Here is a 20,834-nt window from a genome sequence, read left to right as displayed (position 1 = left end):
CGCAAAATGAAGGCCAGTGTCATCACATCTGCTGTTTTGCACGGCCTGGTGCTCACCTGGGCGATGGTGTCGCTCGGCGCCCCGGAATCCTTCAAGGTAGAGGATTTCGAGGCGATGCCGGTCGATCTGGTGCCGGTGGAATCCATTACCCAGATGCAGCAGGGCGACAAGAAGGCTCCGAAGAAGGAGACTTCCGCGCCCGTGCCGACGACGCGGCCGCCGATCGCGCAACCGGCTGAGAACGCCGGCGACAACAATGTCGACCTGAAGACGCCGCCGGTGCCGAACGCCAAGCCGAGCAATAGCGAAGCTGCTGCGGCGAATTCGAGCGACAAGCCGCTGCCGAAGACTGATCCCAAGCCGAACGACGTCAAGGAGATCGTCAAGGAGGAAACGGAAGTCGAGCAGCCAAAGGAAGTCGCTTCCATTCCGCCGCCGAAGCCCGTCGAGGTGACGCCGCCGAAGCCGGAAGAAAAACCGACGGAAGAACAGGCCAAGCCTGAGGAGCCGCCGAAGCCGGACGCCGAGGCGCTGCCGGATAATGTGCCGACCCCAGTCGCCAAGCCACAGGTAAAGCCACCGGAACCGCAGAAGCCCGCCGAAAAGCCGCCGGAAAAGACCCCCGAGCAGCCGAAGACCGCCGACGTGCCGACCGACAAGAAGAAGGCGGACAAGAAGCAGGAAACGGCGAAATCCGCTTCATCGATGAAGAGCGACTTCAATGCCGACGAGATTTCGATCTTGCTGAACAAGACCGATCCTTCCGCCGGCGGCGCCAAGCGCTCGACGCAGGAAGCATCGCTGGGGGCTAAGAAGAGCAACGGTGGTTCCAAGCTCAGCCAGAGCGAAGAAGATGCGGTGCGCGGCTTGATCGAGGGCAATTGGCTTGTCACCCCGGGGATGGAAGGCCTTTCCGGCATGGTCATCAAGGTGCATATGAAACTCGACAAGGATGGTAATATTATTGGTCAGCCAGAAGTCGAGTCATCGGGCGGAAGTAGCAGCGATGCCACACGCCGTGCGTTGGAAGGCGGGGCCTATAGAGCTGTCATGAAGTCCGCCCCCTTCTCGATGCTTCCGAAGGACAAGTATGAGGCTTGGAATGAGTTCGACCTGAATTTCGATCCGAGTTCTATGGGAATCTAGATGCTGACGGATCTGTCCCATGGCAACAAGTCTTTTGCAGCCGCCATCATGCTTGGAGCAATTCTGGCTTGTGCGCCTGAGGCGTTGGCACAGTCGGTCGACGCGGCGACCTCCCAGAAGTCAGCCATGGATTTACAGCACGCAATTGCTTCCTCCTTCAATGTTCCTCCCGGGCAGGCGAGGGGCGGCAGAGTTGTGATCACCGTCCATCTGCGGCTCGACAAGAATGGGGCGATCGTTGGTTCACCCGAGGTAACGGCCTCGGGCGGCAACGAAGCTGCTCGAGAAGGCCTGTCGGCTGCGGCTCTCCGGGCGGTACAGCGCTCGTCGCCATTCCCGATGCCCCCGAAAGAAAAATACGAATCCTGGAACGAAGTCGTCCCGCACTTTGAATCCGGCGATCCGACTCCATAGATGCTGAAAGGCTGTTTGGTATGACAAAGTGTTCCTTTTTCCGCGCCATTTTGGTTGCAGTCGGTCTGATGACCGCTGCCGTCTTTGCAACGCCGGCCAACGCGCTGGTCACCCTCGACATCCGAAAAGGCAATGTCCAGCCGATGCCGATTGCGGTGACTGACTTCCAGGGCGACATAGGCGCGCAGGTCTCGCAAGTCATCGCCGCCGACCTGCAGCGTTCCGGCCTGTTTGCCCCGATCAACAAGACGGCCTTTATTGAAAAGATCTCCAATCCTGATGCCGCGCCGCGGTTCGAGGACTGGAAGGTCATCAATGCACAGGCGCTGGTCACCGGCCGGGTTAGCAAGGAAGCGGATGGCCGTCTTCGCGCCGAATTCCGGCTGTGGGACCCGTTCGCCGGACAGCAGATGACCGGTCAGCAGTTCTACACGCAGCCGGAGAACTGGCGCCGTGTGGCTCACATCATCGCCGATGCGATCTACAAGCAGATCACGGGCGAAGAGGGTTATTTCGACACCCGCGTCGTCTTCGTCTCCGAATCCGGCACCAAGCAGCAGCGCAAGCGCCAGCTGGCGATCATGGATCAGGATGGCTTCAACGTGCGCATGCTGACGGATGGCAGCGATCTCGTGCTGACGCCGCGCTTCTCGCCGAGCCGGCAGGAAGTGACCTACATGTCCTTTGCCAACCAGCAGCCGCGAGTCTATCTGCTGCAGCTCGAAACCGGGCAGCGCGAGGTCGTCGGCAATTTCCCCGGCATGACATTCTCGCCGCGCTTTTCGCCTGATGGTCAGAAGGTGATCATGAGCCTGCAGCAGGATGCCAATTCCAACATCTATACGATGGACCTGCGCTCGCGCACGACGACCCGGTTGACCTCGACGGCGGCGATCGACACGTCGCCCTCCTATTCGCCTGACGGCGCACGCGTCAGCTTCGAAAGCGACCGCGGCGGAAAGCCGCAGATCTACGTGATGAACGCCGATGGCTCCGGCCAGACCCGTATTTCCTTCGGCGACGGTTCCTATTCGACGCCGGTCTGGTCGCCGCGCGGCGATCTTATCGCCTTCACCAAACAGGCCGGCGGCAAGTTCTCGATCGGCGTGATGAAGCCGGATGGTTCCGGCGAGCGCATCCTGACGACCGGCTTCCATAATGAGGGCCCGACCTGGGCGCCGAACGGCCGCGTGCTGATGTTCTTCCGCCAGGCGGCGGGGTCGGGCGGTCCGCAGCTCTATTCGATCGATCTGACCGGTTACAACGAGCAGCTTGTGAAGACGCCGACCTACGGCTCCGACCCCGCTTGGTCGCCGCTTATGGAGTAGGCGATGCGCTGCTGCCTTCTTGTCGCCCCAAAGTCATGGAACCGAGCGGCCAAGGGACAAAGTAGCAAATTGTTAACCATAATCTTTGAGGGGCGGTTAACCGAGTGCGGTTACTGTCCGGAAACCCTGATGAAATCGCAAGGAGACCGGCCATGAGCCGAATTCATACCCCGGCAATGAGCCGCATGCAGAATTTCGCCCGCAACCCCGTCATGATCGCGCTTATCGCGGGCCTCGCGCTCGCAAGCTGCGCCAAGAAGAACGTACCGAACAGCGCCGGCGATCTCGGCCTCGGCGCCGGTGCTGGCGCGGCAACGCCGGGCTCGGCCCAGGACTTCACGGTCAATGTCGGCGACCGCATCTTCTTCGACACCGACTCCTCGTCGATCCGTGCCGATGCTTCGCAGACGCTCGACCGTCAGGCCCAGTGGCTCGGCCGCTACCCGAACTACCAGATCACCGTCGAAGGCCATGCCGACGAACGCGGCACGCGCGAATATAACCTCGCGCTCGGCGCCCGCCGTGCGGCTGCCGCCAAGGACTATCTCGCTTCGCGCGGCGTTCCGGCGCAGCGCCTGAAGACGATTTCCTACGGCAAGGAACGTCCGGTCGCCGTCTGCGACGATATTTCCTGCTGGTCGCAGAACCGCCGCGCGGTTACCGTGCTTGGCGGCGCCGGCATGTAATTGCCGAGCAACAATTCGCTTTTTCGAAAGGCGGTCCCCTCAGGGCCGCCTTTTCTTTTTGACCACACTTTGGCCAGACTCCGTTGCTTTTTGAAAGCAATTGGAAAAATCTCCTGTTCGTGCCATCGAGGTGCGAAGAATCACTGGGACAGGACGATACATATGAAGAAACTTGTCGTGGCAGGCATGCTGTGCCTCGCGGCTGTGACCGGAAGCGAACGGGCGGCCTATTCCGCCTCGTTCTTCGGGCTACATCTCGGCGGCCGATCCGCGGAAAACCAGGCGGCGCCGCCCGTCGTCAAGGTGCAGAGCGGCGATGCAGAGGTCCGTGTGCAGCAGCTCGAAGAGCAACTGCGGCAGTTGAACGGCCGGATCGAGGAGATGAGCTTTCAGCTTCTGCAGATGCAGGAGACGATCCGCAAGCAGCAGGAAGACAATGAATTCCGCTTCCAGCAGCTCGAAAAGACCGGCGCCGGCGGTGCCGTCAAGGCCCCTGTCAAGAAGAGCGAGACCGATGCCGCTCCGGCAGCCTCCGGCGGCGACGATATTGCCAAGGTGATCCAAGCACCGCAGGGAGCCGAAACGGCTCCCTCCACAAGCGTGCCTGAGAATAGCGGCCTCGGCCAGCCGCCGAAGGAGCTCGGCTCGATCGATTTCGATCAGAACGGCAATCCGATCGGCGGAAGCGTCGACGAAAATGCCACGATCGGTTCCGGGCCGATTCCCGATGCCAGCCCCAAAACGCCGCAGCAGACCGCCTCGCTCGGCAGCGAGGCCGACCAGTACAAAGCCGCCTATGGCCACGTGCTATCGGGCGATTACAGTACGGCCGAACTGGAATTCACGCAGTACATCACCCGCTACCCGAGCAGCGCGCGGGCGGCGGACGCCAATTTCTGGCTCGGCGAAGCGCTCTATTCGCAGGGCAAGTACAATGAGGCGGCCAAGACCTTCCTCAATGCGCATCAGAAATACGGCACATCGGAAAAGGCGCCGGAAATGCTGCTGAAGCTCGGCATGTCGCTTGCGGCCCTCGACAATAACGAGACGGCCTGTGCGACGCTGCGCGAAGTGTCGAAGCGTTATCCAAAGGCTTCGCGTGCCGTCATAAGCAAGGTTGCGAGCGAGCAGAAGCGCCTCTCCTGCTAAGGTCTTCCGCAATGTCTCCGGAAGCCGCATCGCCTCAACTGACGATCCTCCAGTTTCTAACGTCGCTTCAAAGCCCCGCGCGCATTCTCGCCGCGATATCAGGCGGCAGCGATTCCACCGGCCTGCTTCTTCTGCTCGATGAAGCCGTGAAGGCCGCGCCCCATCTCAAGATTTCCCTTTGTGCTGCAACCGTCGATCATGCGTTGCGCGCCGGCTCCGCAGACGAGGCGCGTGACGTCGCAGCCCTCTGCGCATCGCTCGGCATTCCCCACACCACCATGATCTGGGAGGGCGACAAGCCGAAGACCGGCATCATGGCGGCGGCCCGCGAGGCACGCTATGGCCTGCTGGAAACCGCCGCCGAAAGTTTCGAAGCCGATCTCATCGTCACTGGCCATACGTTCGACGACCAGCGCGAAACACTGCAGATGCGTGGGATGCGAACGGAGCAGATTTCGACCGGCATTGCGGATGCGGTCCTCTTCAACCGGCGCTTCTGGATTTTACGGCCGCTTCTCTTTTCCAGCCGGGCAGATATCCGAGCCTTCCTGAAGGAGCGGGGCGTGCCGTGGATCGACGATCCCAGCAACGAGGATATCAAGTACGAGCGCGTGCGGATGCGCCGGCAGCTTTCGGACGATGCAGGCATGGAGAAGGACATCGGCGCGGCCTGGGAGGAGCGGCTGGCCCTGTCGTCCAGAGGAGCCGAATGGCTGGATCGTCACTTCCGGCTTCACGGCGGCCTGCTCGGGCAGGTGATACCTGATGGGCTGCGGCAGGATCGCGCAGTCCTCGACTATGTACTCGCCCGTCTGGCAGCCGTTTGCGGTGGGCAGCCATTCGTGCCGGGCAGGGCGCAGATGGAGCGGGTTCTTACATTTGCCACCGGCACCGGGCTTGGGCGAATGACCGCCGGCAGGGTGGTGTTCGATCTCAGGCGCGACGGGCTTTATCTGGCGCGAGAGAGCCGGGGGATATTGCCCTTGGTTCTGCAGCCGGGAGAGGCTGGGGTTTGGGACGGCAGGTTTTATGCGCGCAATGGTTTGTCCACATCGATAGTGGTCGAGGCCGCTACTCTATACGCCCCCTCATTCCTGTGCTTGTCACAGGAATCCAGCGCGTCCAAGTCCTTGGGCGCGAAAGACACTTCACGCTTTATTGGGTCAATCACCGCGCAGACGCGCGGTGGCTGGATTCCTGTGACAAGCACAGGAATGAGGGAGCGTATGCATCACCTTCCCAAGGCGGCATGGAAGCGCGCTGTCGCCTCCGCGCCGGCTTTAACCTCCGAAGAGGCCCCTTTATTTGAGGAATCCGCTCGCATGGTCGAGCTGACACCCTATTTCGCACCCTTCGACCGCTTTTTGACACGATTTGACTTCATCTTTGCCAATAGGCTTTCGGCGGTTTTCGCGACGGCGCCCTATGCGAGGCTGCCTTTAAGAAGTATTGACGGAAAAACCATCTGACTTAGGGGATCGCCTTGGCAATCGCACGGCGCAACCCTATGTTAGAAACGAATAAGACGGTCGCCATGAGGCGGCTGTTCCATGCTGGGGAGTTCAATGAACCCTAACTTACGTAATTTCGCCTTGTGGGCGATCATAGCGCTTCTGCTGATCGCCCTTTTCAGTATGTTTCAGACGGCGCCGGCGCAAACGGGCTCCCGCGAAATCCCTTATTCGCAGTTTCTGCGTGAGGTCGATGCGGGCCGTGTGAAGGACGTCGTGGTCACGGGCAACCGTCTCTCCGGAAGCTATGTTGAAAATGGCACCACCTTCCAGACCTATTCGCCTGTGATCGACGACAGTCTGCTCGATCGCCTGCAGTCGAAGAATGTCCTGGTTTCCGCCCGTCCTGAAACGGACGGCTCTTCGGGTTTCCTCAGCTATCTCGGCACGCTTTTGCCGATGCTTCTGATTCTCGGCGTCTGGCTGTTCTTCATGCGGCAGATGCAGGGCGGCTCGCGCGGCGCGATGGGCTTCGGCAAATCCAAGGCCAAGCTGCTCACCGAAGCGCATGGCCGCGTGACGTTCGAAGACGTTGCCGGTGTTGACGAGGCCAAGCAGGATCTCGAGGAAATCGTCGAATTCCTGCGTGATCCGCAGAAGTTCCAGCGTCTCGGCGGCAAGATCCCGCGCGGCGTGCTGCTCGTCGGTCCTCCGGGCACCGGCAAGACGCTGCTCGCCCGCTCGGTTGCCGGCGAAGCCAACGTGCCCTTCTTCACAATTTCGGGCTCTGACTTCGTCGAGATGTTCGTCGGCGTCGGTGCAAGCCGTGTGCGCGATATGTTCGAGCAGGCGAAGAAGAATGCGCCCTGCATCATCTTCATCGACGAAATCGATGCCGTCGGCCGTCATCGCGGCGCCGGTCTCGGCGGCGGCAATGACGAACGCGAGCAGACGCTGAACCAGCTGCTGGTCGAAATGGACGGCTTCGAGGCGAATGAAGGCGTGATCCTGATCGCGGCCACCAACCGTCCCGACGTTCTTGACCCGGCGCTGCTGCGTCCCGGCCGTTTCGACCGTCAGGTCGTGGTGCCGAATCCCGACATCGTCGGCCGCGAGCGTATCCTCAAGGTGCACGCCCGCAACGTTCCGCTGGCGCCGAATGTCGATCTCAAGATCCTCGCCCGCGGTACGCCCGGTTTTTCCGGCGCCGACCTGATGAACCTCGTCAACGAAGCCGCCCTCATGGCCGCCCGCCGCAACAAGCGCGTCGTCACCATGCAGGAATTCGAGGACGCCAAGGACAAGATCATGATGGGCGCCGAGCGCCGTTCCTCGGCGATGACCGAGGCGGAAAAGAAGCTCACCGCTTACCATGAGGCCGGACACGCCATGACCGCGCTCAATGTCGCCGTCGCCGATCCGCTGCACAAGGCGACGATCATTCCGCGCGGCCGTGCACTCGGCATGGTCATGCAGCTTCCCGAGGGCGACCGCTACTCGATGAGCTACAAGTGGATGGTCTCGCGCCTCTGCATCATGATGGGCGGCCGCGTTGCCGAAGAGCTCACCTTCGGCAAGGAAAACATCACTTCGGGTGCCTCCTCCGACATCGAGCAGGCCACGAAGCTTGCCCGCGCCATGGTCACGCAGTGGGGCTTTTCCGATCAGCTCGGTCAGGTCGCCTATGGCGAGAACCAGCAGGAAGTCTTCCTCGGCCACTCGGTTTCGCAGTCGAAGAATGTTTCGGAAGCAACCGCGCAGAAGATCGACAATGAAGTGCGCCGCCTGATCGATGAAGCCTATACGCAGGCCCGCAAGATCCTGACGGAAAAGCATGACGAGTTCGTCGTGCTTGCCGAAGGTCTGCTCGAATACGAGACGCTGACCGGCGAAGAGATCAAGGCGCTGATCCGCGGCGAAAAGCCTTCCCGCGATCTCGGTGATGATTCGCCGCCAAGCCGCGGCTCAGCCGTTCCGAAGGCCGGCGCACGGCCTGCCACCAAGGGTGACGAGCCCGAAGGCGGCCTCGAACCGCAGCCGCATTGAACCGCGGCACTACCTTGAACAAGGCCGGATTTCCGAAGTGGGAGATCCGGCCTTTTCCATTGGTAACGGGATATAATCATTTTTCTTGCTAATTTACGTGCCGTTCGCCGCATTTTGTGGCATTCCGCTGAATTGAGGCAAGCATGAATCAGGCTCCTGGATTGACGACATTCCACTGAAGCCGGATTCGCTTGGAACGGTGCGCTGCCTTGAATGGCGCGCGGAAAGCACAGGAGTGCAGATGAAAAGACGCTATTTCGGTACCGACGGCATTCGCGGCCAATCCAACGTCTTCCCGATGACGCCGGATCTCGCCATGCGGGTCGGCATTGCCGCCGGTACGATCTTCCGCCGCGGCAATCACCGCCATCGCGTCGTCATCGGCAAGGATACGCGCCTTTCCGGCTATATGCTGGAGAATGCCATGGTCGCGGGCTTCACGGCCGCCGGTCTCGACGCCTTTATTCTCGGCCCGATCCCGACGCCGGCTGTTGCCATGCTGACGCGCTCGCTGCGTGCCGATCTCGGCGTGATGATCTCGGCGTCGCACAATCCTTACGAGGATAACGGCATCAAGCTCTTCGGCCCCGACGGCTACAAGCTGTCCGACGACATCGAGGCCGAGATCGAGGATCTACTCGAAAGAGACCTGAATGCGCAGCTTGCCAAGTCCGACGATATCGGCCGCGCCAAGCGTGTCGACGGCGTGCATGACCGCTATATCGAACATGCCAAGCGCACGCTGCCGCGCGACGTGACGCTGCAGGGCCTGAGGATCGCCATCGATTGCGCCAATGGGGCTGCCTATAAGGTGGCGCCGGCCGTGCTCTGGGAACTCGGCGCCGAGGTCGTCACGATCGGCAACGAGCCGAACGGCACCAACATCAATCTCAATTGCGGCTCCACCAGCCCCGTCGCGCTGCAGAAGAAGGTCGACGAGGTGCGCGCCGATATCGGCATCGCCCTCGATGGCGATGCGGATCGCGTCATCATCGTCGACGAGAACGGCTCGATCGTCGATGGAGACCAGCTGATGGCCGTGATCGCCGAAAGCTGGGCCGAGAGCCAGCAGCTGCGCGGCAATGGTATCGTTGCGACCGTCATGTCCAATCTCGGCCTCGAGCGTTTCCTCGATGACAAGGGCCTCGGCCTTGCCCGGACGAAGGTCGGTGACCGTTACGTCGTCGAGCATATGCGCCAGCATAATTACAATGTCGGCGGCGAGCAGTCCGGCCACATCGTGCTTTCGGATTACGGCACGACCGGCGACGGTCTCGTCGCGGCGCTGCAGATCCTGGCCGCAGTCAAGCGCACCGGACGGACCGTCAGCGAGGTCTGCCGTCGCTTCGAGCCGGTGCCGCAGCTCCTGCGCAATGTCCGCATCAGCGGTGGCAAGCCGCTGGAAGATATCCAGGTGCAGAAGGCGATCGCCGATGCCGAAGCCGAGCTTGCCAGGAACGGCCGCCTCGTCATCCGCCCCTCGGGCACCGAGCCGCTGATCCGCGTCATGGCCGAGGGTGACGACCGCGCCCAGATCGAGCGCATCGTCAACGAATTGATCGGCACGATCTCGAACGTCCGGACTGCCGCCTGATTTTTTCGGGGCGAGATGTCAAAAGCCGGACCGCAAGTGCCGGCTTTTTCGCTATTGGCGCCTTCGGATCGACTTCCCGCCGGAACCGTTTCTGCCCTTCCGAAGACAACATGTCAGTGATTTGCCAGCTTGGCTTCCGGTAGGGAGCAAGCCTCGCAGCTGCAGCATGTCGGGGCGCAGTGGGCACTGAGACGGCATCCACGGAAATTTGCCGATGTCTTGGTGACCGCGGCGTCAACCTCCACATGCGGATGCTATACGGCGGCGTTTGCATTCAAAGGAAATATCATGAAAAAATTGGTGCGCCTGCTGCTGACGATCGCTCTCGCATTCGTCGTCTTTACCGGTTTCCGCTGGTATCGCTACATCACCAACACCGACAGCCCTTACGATGAAATTGGCACCACGCTCAACAATGCCATGCCAGGCCCGATTAATGCCTGGGGCTGTGCCAAGCTCAAAACGAACTTTGGCACCTCCTTGCCGCCGTACGGCTGCGCCGCCGAAAACGCGACACAATGGAAGTAACGACAGGATTCGCCGAGTGGAGCCGACCGACTTGATGGCGAAGGAAACCAACTTACAGCGCCGCCCGTCTTTTCAGACGGGCAAAAGACGCTGTAACACTTTGGTTGCTGCATAATTTTATCCTTAAATCTATTCCGATTTAAGGAATTATGCAGGGGCGATTGGGCGGGGCGGGGTTCTTGACTTTGCGGCTGGCAATCTTCGGCAAGTCCGGGGCTGCCAGCCTTTGGCCGAATTTCACCACATCAAGTAACTTGCCCGCCAATCTCTCTCTTAACGTTTCTTCCCATTTATAGTTAAGCAGCTTTTAACGTTTCCAATTCATTATCCATACGAAGCGTACCAGATTGGCGGCGATTCAGCCTGCCGACGCAACGGGATTTTGGAGTGGGATCCATGAAAAGAAGCTTGTCCGGCATCTTCGCCGCATTGTTGATCGCGACAAACGCCTATTCCGCGGACCTGGCCCCCGCCGAGCCTATCCCGGAGCAGCCGCCTGAGGTGACGGTCACCGAAGCGACCGGCTGGTACCTGCGTGGCGATGTCGGCTATGCCTTCACCGATCTGCGCGGTGCCCGCTATTTCCAGGGCAGCAACGCCACGGAGGTCGATTTCGACGACGCCGATCTGGATGATACGTGGACCGTCGGCGGTGGTGTCGGCTATCAGATCAACAGCTATCTGCGCACCGATCTGACTTTCGACTACATGACTGAGGCGGATTTCAATGGCTCAACGGTCGGGCAGTGCGGCTTCCCGCTGGTGGACTGCACCTCGAGCGACCGCTCTTCGCTGACAGCCTATACGCTGCTCGCCAACGCCTATGTCGATCTCGGCACCTACGGCTACGTCACGCCCTATGTCGGCGCCGGTATCGGCGGTTCCTACGTAAAGTGGAAGAACCTCAGCAACGTCGCCTGCGCCGATGACGGTAGCTTCTGCGACGACGAGGTCAGCCACGGCGGCAAGGGCAACTGGCGCTTCACCTACGCCCTGATGGCCGGCGCTTCGATCGACGTGACCTGCAACATCAAGGCGGATGTCGGCTATCGTTACCTGCATATCGATGGCGGCAACATGTTCGGCTATGCCGACAATGGCGGCCCGGGCCGCGACAAGGGTCTGAGCGCCCACGAAGCTCGCGTCGGCGCCCGCTATCTCTTCGGCGGCTGCGCTCAGGCAAGCTACGAACCGCCGCCGGAAATCCCGCTGCAGCAGCCTGTCTACAAGTAAGCCCGATCTCCCTGACACCAGAAGCCGCCCCCAACCGGGCGGCTTTTCGTATTGCGGCCCTACCGCTCTGCGTCAAAATATGTTCCCCCCGCGACACTTCGATCTTGACTATGACGCGCCGGATCCATACACACGGCGGCGGGACACCCTTCCCCAACGAAGGGCTTTCTATCTGAGAGGATAGCATCATGGCGAAGACCGCAAAGCCGGACATCCGTCCGCACAATACCCATTTTTCTTCTGGCCCCTGCTCGAAGCGCCCCGGTTGGTCGCTCGAAGCCCTTTCCGACGCGGCCCTTGGCCGTTCGCACCGCGCGAAGGTCGGCAAGGCCAAGCTCAAGCAGGCCATCGACCTTACCCGTGAAATTCTCGAGGTGCCGGCGGATTACCGCATCGGCATCGTTCCTGCGTCCGACACCGGCGCCGTTGAAATGGCGCTCTGGTCGCTGCTCGGCGAACGCGGCGTCGACATGCTCGCCTGGGAAAGCTTCGGCGCAGGCTGGGTCACCGATGTCGTCAAGCAGCTGAAGCTCAAGGATGTGCGCAAGCTCGAAGCCGGTTACGGCGAGCTTCCCGATCTCTCCGCCGTCGATTTCGACCGCGACGTCGTCTTCACCTGGAACGGCACCACCTCGGGCGTGCGCGTGCCGAATGCCGATTTCATCCCTGATAACCGCAAGGGCCTGACGATCTGCGACGCCACCTCGGCGGCTTTCGCGCAGGCACTCGATTTCGCCAAGCTCGACGTCGTCACCTTCTCCTGGCAGAAGGTTCTGGGCGGCGAGGGTGCCCATGGCGTCATCATTCTTTCGCCGCGCGCCGTCGAGCGTCTGGTCACCTACACGCCGGCCTGGCCGCTGCCGAAGATCTTCCGCATGACCTCGGGCGGCAAGCTGACGGAAGGCATCTTCCAGGGCGAAACGATCAACACCCCGTCGATGCTCTGCGTCGAGGACTATATCGATGCGCTTGTCTGGGCGAAGGGTCTCGGCGGCCTCAAGGGGCTGATCGCGCGTGCCGATGCCAATGCCAAGGTCATCCACGATTTCGTGGCAGGAAACGACTGGATCGCCAATCTCGCCGTCAAGGCTGAGACGGCCTCCAACACCTCGGTCTGCCTGAAGATCGTCGACAAGGACATCGCAGCCCTTGACGACGACGGCCAGGCGAATTTCGCCAAGGGCCTGGTCGGCCTGCTGGAAAAGGAAGGTGTCGCTTATGACGTCGGCCACTACCGCGACGCCCCGTCGGGCCTGCGCATTTGGGCCGGCGCCACGATCGAGGCATCCGACATGCAGAAGCTGATGCCCTGGCTTTCCTGGGCCTTCGAAACACAGAAGGCGCAGCTTAATCAGGCCGCCGCCTGAGGTGATCGCATCCGGCTCCGCCACAGGGCGGAGCCAGCATTCCTGATTCATTCATCGCTGAACACTTTTGAAGGAGGCCCTCATGGCACCTCGCGTTCTCGTATCCGACGAATTGTCGGAAACCGCCGTCCAGATTTTTCGCGATCGCGGCGTCGAAGTCGATTTCGAACCGCAGCTCGGCAAGGACAAAGACCGTCTGCTCGAAGTCATCGGCAAGTATGATGGCCTCGCCATCCGCTCCGCCACCAAGGTGACGGAAAAGATCATCGAGGGGGCGACGAACCTCAAGGTCGTCGGCCGTGCCGGCATCGGCGTCGACAATGTCGATATCCCGGCCGCCTCGCGCCGCGGCATCATCGTCATGAACACGCCCTTCGGCAACTCGATCACGACAGCCGAACATGCGATCGCGCTGATGTTCGCCGTCGCCCGCCAGCTTCCGGCAGCCGATACTTCGACGCAGGCCGGCAAGTGGGAGAAGTCGAAGTTCATGGGCGTCGAGATCACCGGCAAGACGCTCGGCGTCATCGGCGCCGGTAATATCGGTTCGATCGTCTGCGCCCGGGCCATCGGCCTGAAGATGCACGTCGTCGCCTACGATCCGTTCCTTTCCAAGGAGCGCGCCGAAGAGATGGGCGTCACCAAGGTCGAACTGGAAGAGCTTTTCGCCCGCGCCGACTTCATCACGCTGCATGTGCCGATGACCGACAAGACGCGGGGTATCCTCAACAAGGAAGCGCTGGCGAAGACCAAGCCCGGCGTGCGCATCATCAACTGCGCCCGTGGCGGCCTGGTCGATGAAGCAGCCCTTGCCGAAGCGATCAAGTCGGGCCATGTCGCGGGCGCTGCCTTCGATGTGTTCGAGGTCGAGCCGGCCAAGGAAAGCCCGCTCTTCGGCCTGCCGAACGTCGTCTGCACGCCGCATCTCGGCGCCTCGACGACCGAGGCTCAGGAGAACGTCGCTTTGCAGGTCGCCGAACAGATGGCGGATTACCTTGTCAATGGTGCGGTCTCCAACGCCATCAACATGCCGTCGATCACGGCTGAGGAAGCGCCGATCCTGAAGCCCTTCATCCGGCTTGCCGACGTTCTTGGCGCCTTTGTCGGCCAGGTCACCGAAGAGCCGATCAAGGAAATCGAGATCCTCTATGACGGCCTCACCGCCAACATGAATACGCGGGCACTGACGAGTGCAGTGCTCGCCGGCCTCATCCGCCCGCAGGTCTCCGACGTCAACATGGTTTCGGCGCCGATCATGATCAAGGAAAAAGGTGTCGTGCTCTCCGAGGTCAAGCGCGACAAGACAGGCGTCTTCGACGGCTATATCAAGCTGACGGTCACCACCGACAGCATGACGCGCTCTGTCGCCGGCACGGTGTTTTCGGATGGCAAGCCGCGTTTCATCCAGATCAAGGGCATCAATCTCGATGCCGATGTCGGCTCGCACATGATCTATATTACCAATACCGACGTCCCTGGCATGATCGGCTTCATCGGCACGACGCTTGGTGCTGCCGGCGTCAACATCGCCAACTTCCAGCTCGGTCGTGACAAGCAGGGCGGCGACGCCATCGCGCTGCTCTATGTCGACGGCAAAGTTGATGACGCCGTGCTTGCTGAGTTGACCGCCCACCAGGCGGTTCGCCAGGCAAAGCCGCTGACCTTCAATATCGACTGAGTTTTTCCTCCCAAGGAAATGAAAAACCCGGCGCTGGAAACGGCGCCGGGTTTTTGCTGTGTCAGGAGCAAGTGAATCTCACAGCGCGTCGCGCTTTAAGTCTTTATTTCACGCATGTCGTGGTCCCAAAGCCGCTGCACACTTTTGGGCGACATGCATTAGTGGTGCCGTCGTTTCCGGCGGAGGATTTTGCCGAAACGGGCGACATCGTCTTCAGCCTTCGTGCGGTGGAGGAAGGCGAGCCTGCTGCCGTCGAGACCCTGGAAGAATTCGTCCCAGGAAATCTCTTCCTGCGTTTCAGAGGAAAAATCGACGCGGACGGTTTCGCTGTCCGGTGCGTTCTTGATCCGGGCGGGATGGCCGCCGCGCTCCTCGATCCAGTGTCTGATCCTGCTGTAATCCGTCGTCGTGCCGAACCTGCCCATGAAACCCTCCTCAGCAATTCGATTGCGACTTCGATGCCCAAGAACGTACGATCGAGCGAATTGTTCCATGGTGCCTCAAATATTCTATCGAGGACCGAGATCGCGATGGCAAGTCGCCGCTTTTGCACATTCTGAAGGCGAAAGCCTAAAGTTTAACCCTGAGTATGATTCTGATTTTATTTAACTTTTCCCAGTATATCCCTGTTATCGGCATCAACCGCACGCGAATTTCCATGGCCCCCTTGCAGAAGACCGAGCAGACCGAAGCACCGAATGACGACTTCCGGTCATTGTTTGCAACGCATCCGTCGCCGATGTGGGTCTATGATCCGATATCGCTGCGCTTTCTCATCGTCAACGAGGCGGCGGCAGCACTTTACGGCTATGGGGCGGACGAATACCGGCGCATGACGATTCTGGATATCCGCCCCGAGCATGAGCGGGAACGGATGATCGACGCCGTCAGCTGCCGTACCGACATGGAAAAGGCGGAACGCTGGGTTCACCTCAAGGCGAGCGGCGAGACCTTCGAAGTGCTGACCTATGGCCGAGAAGTGCGTTTCGAGGGCCGGGCCGCAATCCTGGCGATCGTGCAGGACCGCACCGAGGTCAACGCCGCCAGACGCCAGATGAGCGATACGCGCTCGCTTCTCGACAGCATCGTCGACAACCTGCCGGTCGGCGTCTTCGTCAAGGACATGGAAGCGGACGGGCTTTACGTTCTCTTCAACGAGGCCTGCGGCGACATCGTCGGCATGAGGGCGGAGCACGTGGTCGGCCAAACCGACCGGGCGCTGTTTCCTCCCAGTCAGACAGACGCCTTTCGCGAGCAGGATCGCCGGGCCTTCGAAGCCGATACGGCAATCAGCTTCGAGGAGACGATGCTGCGCGCCGATGGCGTGCCGCGCATCTTGCGCACCGTCAAACGCGCTCTGCCGACGCCCGAGGGCCATGCGCCGCGTTATCTGCTCGGCATCTCGCAGGACGTGACGGAGGAGCGGACCGTCGAGGCAAAGCTTGCTCATCTCGCCATGCACGATTCGCTCACAGGCCTGCCGAACCGGGCGGCATTTTCCAACCATATCAACCAGCGGGCAGTCGAAGCGACCGCCGACAGCGCGATCGCGCTGCTTTATATCGACGTCGATCACTTCAAGAATATCAACGACAGCAAGGGACATGCCGCCGGCGACGCGCTGCTTTGCCAGGTGTCGGAGCGGCTGCTGCAACTGGCGGAGGAGGGCGATCTCGTCGCCCGTCTCGGCGGCGACGAATTCGCCGTCGTGCTGGAACTCGACGAACCGGAGCGGGCCGGGCGTTTTGCGCAGCGGCTGCTCAAGGCGCTGAGCCGTGCCTTCGATCTCGACGGCGCCCGGGAGCATGTCACCTGCAGTATCGGCATCGCCTTGGCGCCCGATCATGCCGGCGATGCGGATGTGCTGATGCGGCACGCGGATCTGGCGCTCTATGCCGCCAAGGAGAGCGGACGCTCGACCTATCGCTTCTACGAGACGGAGATGCGGCTTGCCGCCGAGCGCCGGCACGTGATGACCGCCGAGCTGTGGGAGGCGCTGGAGAAGCGCCAGTTCGAGCTGCATTACCAGCCGATCGTGCAGCTCGACAATGACGGCATCGGCGGCTTCGAGGCGCTGATCCGCTGGCGCCATCCCAAACGCGGGCTGGTGGCGCCGATGGAATTCATTCCGCTCGCCGAGGAAACCGGCCTCATCGTTCCGATCGGCGACTGGGTGATCCGGGAAGCCTGCCGCGCGGCTGCCGGCTGGCCCGCCCATCTGAGGATCGCCGTCAATCTCTCCGTCAGCCAGTTTCGGCATGCAAACCTGCTTTCGACCGTGGTCGCGGCGCTCGACGAGACCGGCCTCAATGCCGACCGGCTTGAAATCGAAATCACCGAATCCGTATTCCTGACCGATGCCGACCAAAGCCTGCCGCGGCTGCGTGCATTGAAGGAACTCGGCCTCCGCATCGCCATCGACGACTTCGGCACCGGCTACTCGTCGCTGAGTTATCTCCGATCCTGCCCCTTCGACAAGATCAAGCTCGACCGCAGTTTCGTTTCGGGCATCGAGACGGATGCCGGCAATCTCGCCATCGTGCGCGCCGTCGTCGGCATCGGCTCCGGCTTCAACGCGACGACGCTGGCCGAAGGGATCGAGACGGAAGAGCAGTTGCAGAAGCTGCGCGCCGAGGGTTTCAGTGAGGTGCAGGGCTATTTGCTCGGCCGGCCGATGCCGCAGCACGAGGCGGAGGCGCTGATCCACGGCCGCGCGCTGAAGGCCGCTTCGTCTCGCAGATAGAGCGCTTGCGCCGGATGCCATCAAGCATTCGTCATTTTGAGAAAGCCGGCCGAAGCGGCATAATTGTCGTGGGCTGGAAAGGAGGATGTCTATGAAACGCTATTCATTATCGATGATCGGACTGGCGCTCGTAACCGCCATCATCGCCAATCCGAGCATCGCATTCGCCTGCAACAAGCTGATCGGCACTTGAGCCGCACCCCCCGCTCCAAGGCGCGGCTTCGGCTGCGCCCTTCTTTGTGGGAATGCGAAACTATCGGGTGCCGAAGGCCGCCCCTTGCGCCCAAGGGCAATCCTTTCTATATCGGTGCCTCATCGAGAGACGGCGGCCGATCCCGCCGGAGATCAGCAATCCGCCGCAATTGCAGCGCAAGGGCGGATCGTGACCCAAGCAGAATTGGCACCATCGTTGAACACACTGGATTTTGACAAGAAGCCGGAAGAGACCCGCGTCGTCGTCGCCATGTCGGGCGGCGTCGATTCATCCGTCGTCGCCGGCCTTCTCAAACAGCAGGGTTATGATGTGCTCGGCATCACGCTGCAGCTTTACGATCATGGCGCAGCCGTTCACCGCGCCGGCTCCTGCTGCGCCGGCCAGGATATCGACGATGCGCGCCGCGTCTGCGAAACGCTCGGCATTCCGCATTACGTGCTCGATTACGAAAAGCGCTTTCGCGAGACGGTGATCAACCCCTTCGCCGAAAGCTATGTGGCGGGCGAAACGCCGATCCCTTGCGTTTCCTGCAACCAGACCGTCAAATTCGCCGATCTTCTGGCGACCGCCAAGGAGCTTGGCGCCGATGCGCTGGCGACCGGCCATTATATCCGCTCGGGACGGAATCCTTCGCCTGAGAATCCCGGCCGCCGCGCGCTTTTCCGCCCGGCCGATGCCGACCGCGACCAGAGCTATTTCCTCTTCGCCACGACGCAGGAACAGATCGATTATCTCCGCTTTCCCCTGGGCGGCCTGCCGAAGGCCGAAACCCGCAGGCTGGCCGAAGAGATGGGCCTTGTCGTCGCCAAGAAGGCCGACAGCCAGGACATCTGCTTCGTGCCGCAGGGCAAATATTCCGATGTCATCACCAAGCTGAAGCCGAATGCGGCGCTCGCCGGCGAGATCGTCCATCTCGATGGCCGCGTGCTCGGCACCCATGAGGGCATCCTGCACTTCACGATCGGCCAGCGCCGCGGCATCGGCATCGCCACCGGCGAGCCGCTCTACGTCGTCTTTCTCGACGCCCGCTCGCGCCGCGTTATCGTCGGACCGAAGGAGGCGCTGGAAACGCACCGCGTCTACCTGCGCGACGTCAACTGGCTGGGCGACGAGACGCTTGCGGAAGCCGCCGCCGGCAAGGGCTTTGCCTGCTACGCCAAGGTCCGCTCGACAAGGGCGCCGGCGCCCGCCGTCCTGCATATCGATGCAACAGGCACCTATGTCGACCTGACGGTCGGCGAGGCGGGTATCGCGCCCGGCCAGGCCTGCGCGCTCTACTCGGCGCCCGGCGACAACGCCCGCGTCTTCGGTGGCGGTTTCATCGAACGCTCCGAGCGCGAACCTTCGGCGGAAGCCTGCCTGAAGGCCCTTTTGGCCAGCCCGGTCGCTGCCTGAAACCCATAGGTAACGACGGCCGGCAAAGCCCACCGTTTTTCTCGATCATGCGCTTGACACAAAGCCGAAGCGCACCTTATAAGCCGCTCATCCCACGAACCGGCATCGCTTCGCGAGCGGGTATCGTTGACCAGTGGCGGAGTAGCTCAGTAGGTCAGAGCAGAGGAATCATAATCCTTGTGTCGGGGGTTCAAATCCCTCCTCCGCTACCATCAAGACAGACGACAAGTCTGGTCCGGTGATTGCAGACAGCCATCCTTTGATCTCGTAATTGTAGGCGCCGCCCGGTTTTCTCGGGTGAACGATGATCCGCGAAATCACCTCCCTGAAAGCCTTTGCCATCTCCATCGTTGGCTCTGCCCCTCGCTCCTTGAGGATATCGGCCAGGCTTTCCACATCCTCCGGAAACTTCGTCAATGCCTTCGGCTTGATTTCGATCACATTAGTGGGCGGCTCCTGTGCGGCAAGTTCTGCTTTTAGCAGGCTGCGCTCGGCTTTGAGCTTGGCCATGATCGACGAGACATCGTCATCATCGATCGTCCCCTTAGCCACCTGTTCCAAAACGCGGGCAATCTGCTCCTGAACGTTGACCAGTGCGGCTTCCTTCGTCCCGCGGCTGTTGCGGCGCTCAGTGGCAAGTCGCTTGCTCTCGGCTTTGTATTCTTCGACATAGGCGTCGATGTAGGTTGTGGTCGCAAACATCCCCCGAAGCCGGTCGACGACGTCGCGCTCGATCTTTTCCACATAGTAGCGAGCACCGTTCGGGCAGCTCGCCGATTCTTTGTTCGTGCTACACTGGACGCGGGGGCCGCTGCGGTCAGCTCCGATCGTCGAGAGGCTACCGCCACACGCGGAGCATCGCAGAAGGCCAGATAGCAAGCGTTTACTTTTCGGATGTGTGTGAGCCTGAGTGCCGGTGCGCTCGTCCTTGCGCACTTTCACTTCCTGGAAAAGGTCATCGGTGATTATTCGAAGGTGACCGGCGTCGACGGTCTCGACAGCCGAGCGCTCATTCGGGCGCGATACCCGCCTGCCGGTCGAAGGGTCCTTCACCATGTGAACGCGGTTCCAGACGAGCTGGCCGACATAGAGCGGGTTTCGGAGAATACCGTTCCCCCGAATTCCATTCCCGTTGATCGTCGAGGCATTCCACTGCTGGCCGCGCGGAGCGGGTACGCCTTCTTTGTTCAGCGCCGCCGCGATCAGTCGAGCGCTGTAGCCTGCCGCATACATGTCGAAAATCCTGCGGATGATGCAAGCTTCTTCCTCGACAATCTCCAGTTCGCCCTTTCGCCCGTCGATCGGTCGATATCCGTAAGCCTTGCCCCCAGGATTACGACCAGAGCGCACAACGCCTGTCATGCCTCGCTTTACCTTGCGAGCACCTTCCTCTCGCTGCATTTGCCCGACAATGCCGTACATACCGATCTGAACGGTATCCATGAGGCCGCCGTTGACGCATTGCATTTCGATGTTGCGAAACTTCAGCACCTTGTGGACATGCGCCAGGTCGGCGATATCGCGCGACACACGATCGGTGGATTCGGTAATTAGAATTTCGAAATCGCCGCGCTCCGCGGCCGTCATCATATCCGCAAGGCCGGGCCGTCCGAACATCGACGCGCCCGACTTCGCCCGGTCGGAGAACTGTTTTACCACGTCAGCGCCCAGCCGCGCCGCGAAGTCGCGGCACAGGCTGAATTGATCCTCGACCGACTTGTCGTTTTGCAAATCGGTCGAGTAGCGAGCGTAGATCACCGCGCGTTTCATTGTTTTGTCGCCTGCTTTTCTTCTGAGAGGTTCTCATTAGCGGGCTTTGGTGGGACTGCGTCAAGCCGCGCCCGCCTCCTGGCGAGCGCCTT

General features: G+C 61.1%; 16 protein-coding genes, 1 tRNA gene and 1 pseudogene. 16 read left to right on the top strand and 2 right to left on the bottom strand.

Features of this window, described 5'->3' with window-relative positions; translation table 11 throughout:
- Positions 1-6 precede the first annotated feature (6 nt).
- From RL_RS20485 to serA, 12 genes are all read left to right on the top strand, one after another.
- Positions 7-1,146 carry a hypothetical protein gene (locus tag RL_RS20485; protein WP_011653402.1) on the top strand — a complete coding sequence of 380 codons (1,140 nt, stop codon included), beginning with the start codon at positions 7-9 and terminating at the stop codon, positions 1,144-1,146.
- On the top strand, positions 1,147-1,560 hold the full coding sequence (locus RL_RS20480) for a TonB C-terminal domain-containing protein (RefSeq protein ID WP_028742192.1): 414 nt from the start codon (positions 1,147-1,149) through the stop codon (positions 1,558-1,560).
- Positions 1,561-1,580: 20 nt separating this feature from the next.
- On the top strand, positions 1,581-2,888 hold the full coding sequence (tolB, locus tag RL_RS20475; protein WP_011653401.1) for a Tol-Pal system beta propeller repeat protein TolB: 1,308 nt from the start codon (positions 1,581-1,583) through the stop codon (positions 2,886-2,888).
- Positions 2,889-3,040: 152 nt separating this feature from the next.
- The gene (pal, locus tag RL_RS20470; protein ID WP_003552503.1) at positions 3,041-3,574 is read left to right on the top strand and encodes a peptidoglycan-associated lipoprotein Pal; all 534 of its coding nucleotides are present in this window, start codon (positions 3,041-3,043) and stop codon (positions 3,572-3,574) included.
- 162 nt (positions 3,575-3,736) lie between these two features.
- Positions 3,737-4,723, top strand: a complete 987-nt coding sequence (ybgF, locus tag RL_RS20465) for a tol-pal system protein YbgF (protein WP_011653400.1) — start codon at positions 3,737-3,739, stop codon at positions 4,721-4,723.
- 11 nt (positions 4,724-4,734) lie between these two features.
- Positions 4,735-6,192, top strand: a complete 1,458-nt coding sequence (tilS, locus tag RL_RS20460; protein ID WP_011653399.1) for a tRNA lysidine(34) synthetase TilS — start codon at positions 4,735-4,737, stop codon at positions 6,190-6,192.
- A gap of 96 nt (positions 6,193-6,288) precedes the next feature.
- The gene (gene ftsH / locus RL_RS20455) at positions 6,289-8,220 is read left to right on the top strand and encodes an ATP-dependent zinc metalloprotease FtsH (RefSeq protein ID WP_011653398.1); all 1,932 of its coding nucleotides are present in this window, start codon (positions 6,289-6,291) and stop codon (positions 8,218-8,220) included.
- Between the two features lie 241 nt (positions 8,221-8,461).
- Positions 8,462-9,814, top strand: coding sequence for a phosphoglucosamine mutase (glmM, locus tag RL_RS20450; RefSeq protein WP_011653397.1), 1,353 nt, complete (start codon positions 8,462-8,464; stop codon positions 9,812-9,814).
- 288 nt (positions 9,815-10,102) lie between these two features.
- Positions 10,103-10,342: a hypothetical protein gene (locus tag RL_RS20445; RefSeq protein WP_028742189.1), complete on the top strand. Its 240-nt coding sequence runs from the start codon at positions 10,103-10,105 to the stop codon at positions 10,340-10,342.
- Between the two features lie 396 nt (positions 10,343-10,738).
- On the top strand, positions 10,739-11,575 hold the full coding sequence (locus RL_RS20440) for an outer membrane protein (RefSeq protein ID WP_032982290.1): 837 nt from the start codon (positions 10,739-10,741) through the stop codon (positions 11,573-11,575).
- A gap of 188 nt (positions 11,576-11,763) precedes the next feature.
- The gene (locus RL_RS20435; RefSeq protein WP_011653394.1) at positions 11,764-12,942 is read left to right on the top strand and encodes a phosphoserine transaminase; all 1,179 of its coding nucleotides are present in this window, start codon (positions 11,764-11,766) and stop codon (positions 12,940-12,942) included.
- Between the two features lie 82 nt (positions 12,943-13,024).
- The gene (serA, locus tag RL_RS20430; RefSeq protein WP_011653393.1) at positions 13,025-14,620 is read left to right on the top strand and encodes a phosphoglycerate dehydrogenase; all 1,596 of its coding nucleotides are present in this window, start codon (positions 13,025-13,027) and stop codon (positions 14,618-14,620) included.
- A gap of 158 nt (positions 14,621-14,778) precedes the next feature.
- On the opposite strand, the gene RL_RS20425 is transcribed toward serA, so the two are convergent.
- Positions 14,779-15,045 carry a hypothetical protein gene (locus RL_RS20425; RefSeq protein WP_011653392.1) on the bottom strand — a complete coding sequence of 89 codons (267 nt, stop codon included), beginning with the start codon at positions 15,043-15,045 and terminating at the stop codon, positions 14,779-14,781.
- 164 nt (positions 15,046-15,209) lie between these two features.
- On the opposite strand from RL_RS20425, the gene RL_RS20420 reads away from it, so the two are divergent.
- From RL_RS20420 to RL_RS40650, 4 genes are all read left to right on the top strand, one after another.
- Complete coding sequence (locus RL_RS20420; protein WP_011653391.1) at positions 15,210-17,363, top strand: putative bifunctional diguanylate cyclase/phosphodiesterase; 2,154 nt, start codon at positions 15,210-15,212, stop codon at positions 17,361-17,363.
- A 409-nt stretch (positions 17,364-17,772) separates the two neighbouring features.
- Positions 17,773-18,972, top strand: coding sequence for a tRNA 2-thiouridine(34) synthase MnmA (mnmA, locus tag RL_RS20415; protein ID WP_028742186.1), 1,200 nt, complete (start codon positions 17,773-17,775; stop codon positions 18,970-18,972).
- 135 nt (positions 18,973-19,107) lie between these two features.
- Positions 19,108-19,184, top strand: a tRNA-Met gene (locus tag RL_RS20410).
- Positions 19,185-19,276: 92 nt separating this feature from the next.
- Positions 19,277-19,555: a hypothetical protein gene (locus RL_RS40650; protein WP_244432344.1), complete on the top strand. Its 279-nt coding sequence runs from the start codon at positions 19,277-19,279 to the stop codon at positions 19,553-19,555.
- A 182-nt stretch (positions 19,556-19,737) separates the two neighbouring features.
- On the opposite strand, the pseudogene RL_RS40645 reads toward RL_RS40650, so the two are convergent.
- Positions 19,738-20,742: pseudogene (locus tag RL_RS40645) on the bottom strand (recombinase family protein); the annotation flags it as partial.
- Between the last annotated feature and the right edge of the window lie 92 nt (positions 20,743-20,834).

Source organism: Rhizobium johnstonii 3841, assembly GCF_000009265.1.
GTDB classification, from domain to species: Bacteria; Pseudomonadota; Alphaproteobacteria; order Rhizobiales; family Rhizobiaceae; genus Rhizobium; species Rhizobium acaciae.
This window is presented reverse-complemented; position numbering and strand designations above follow the sequence as displayed.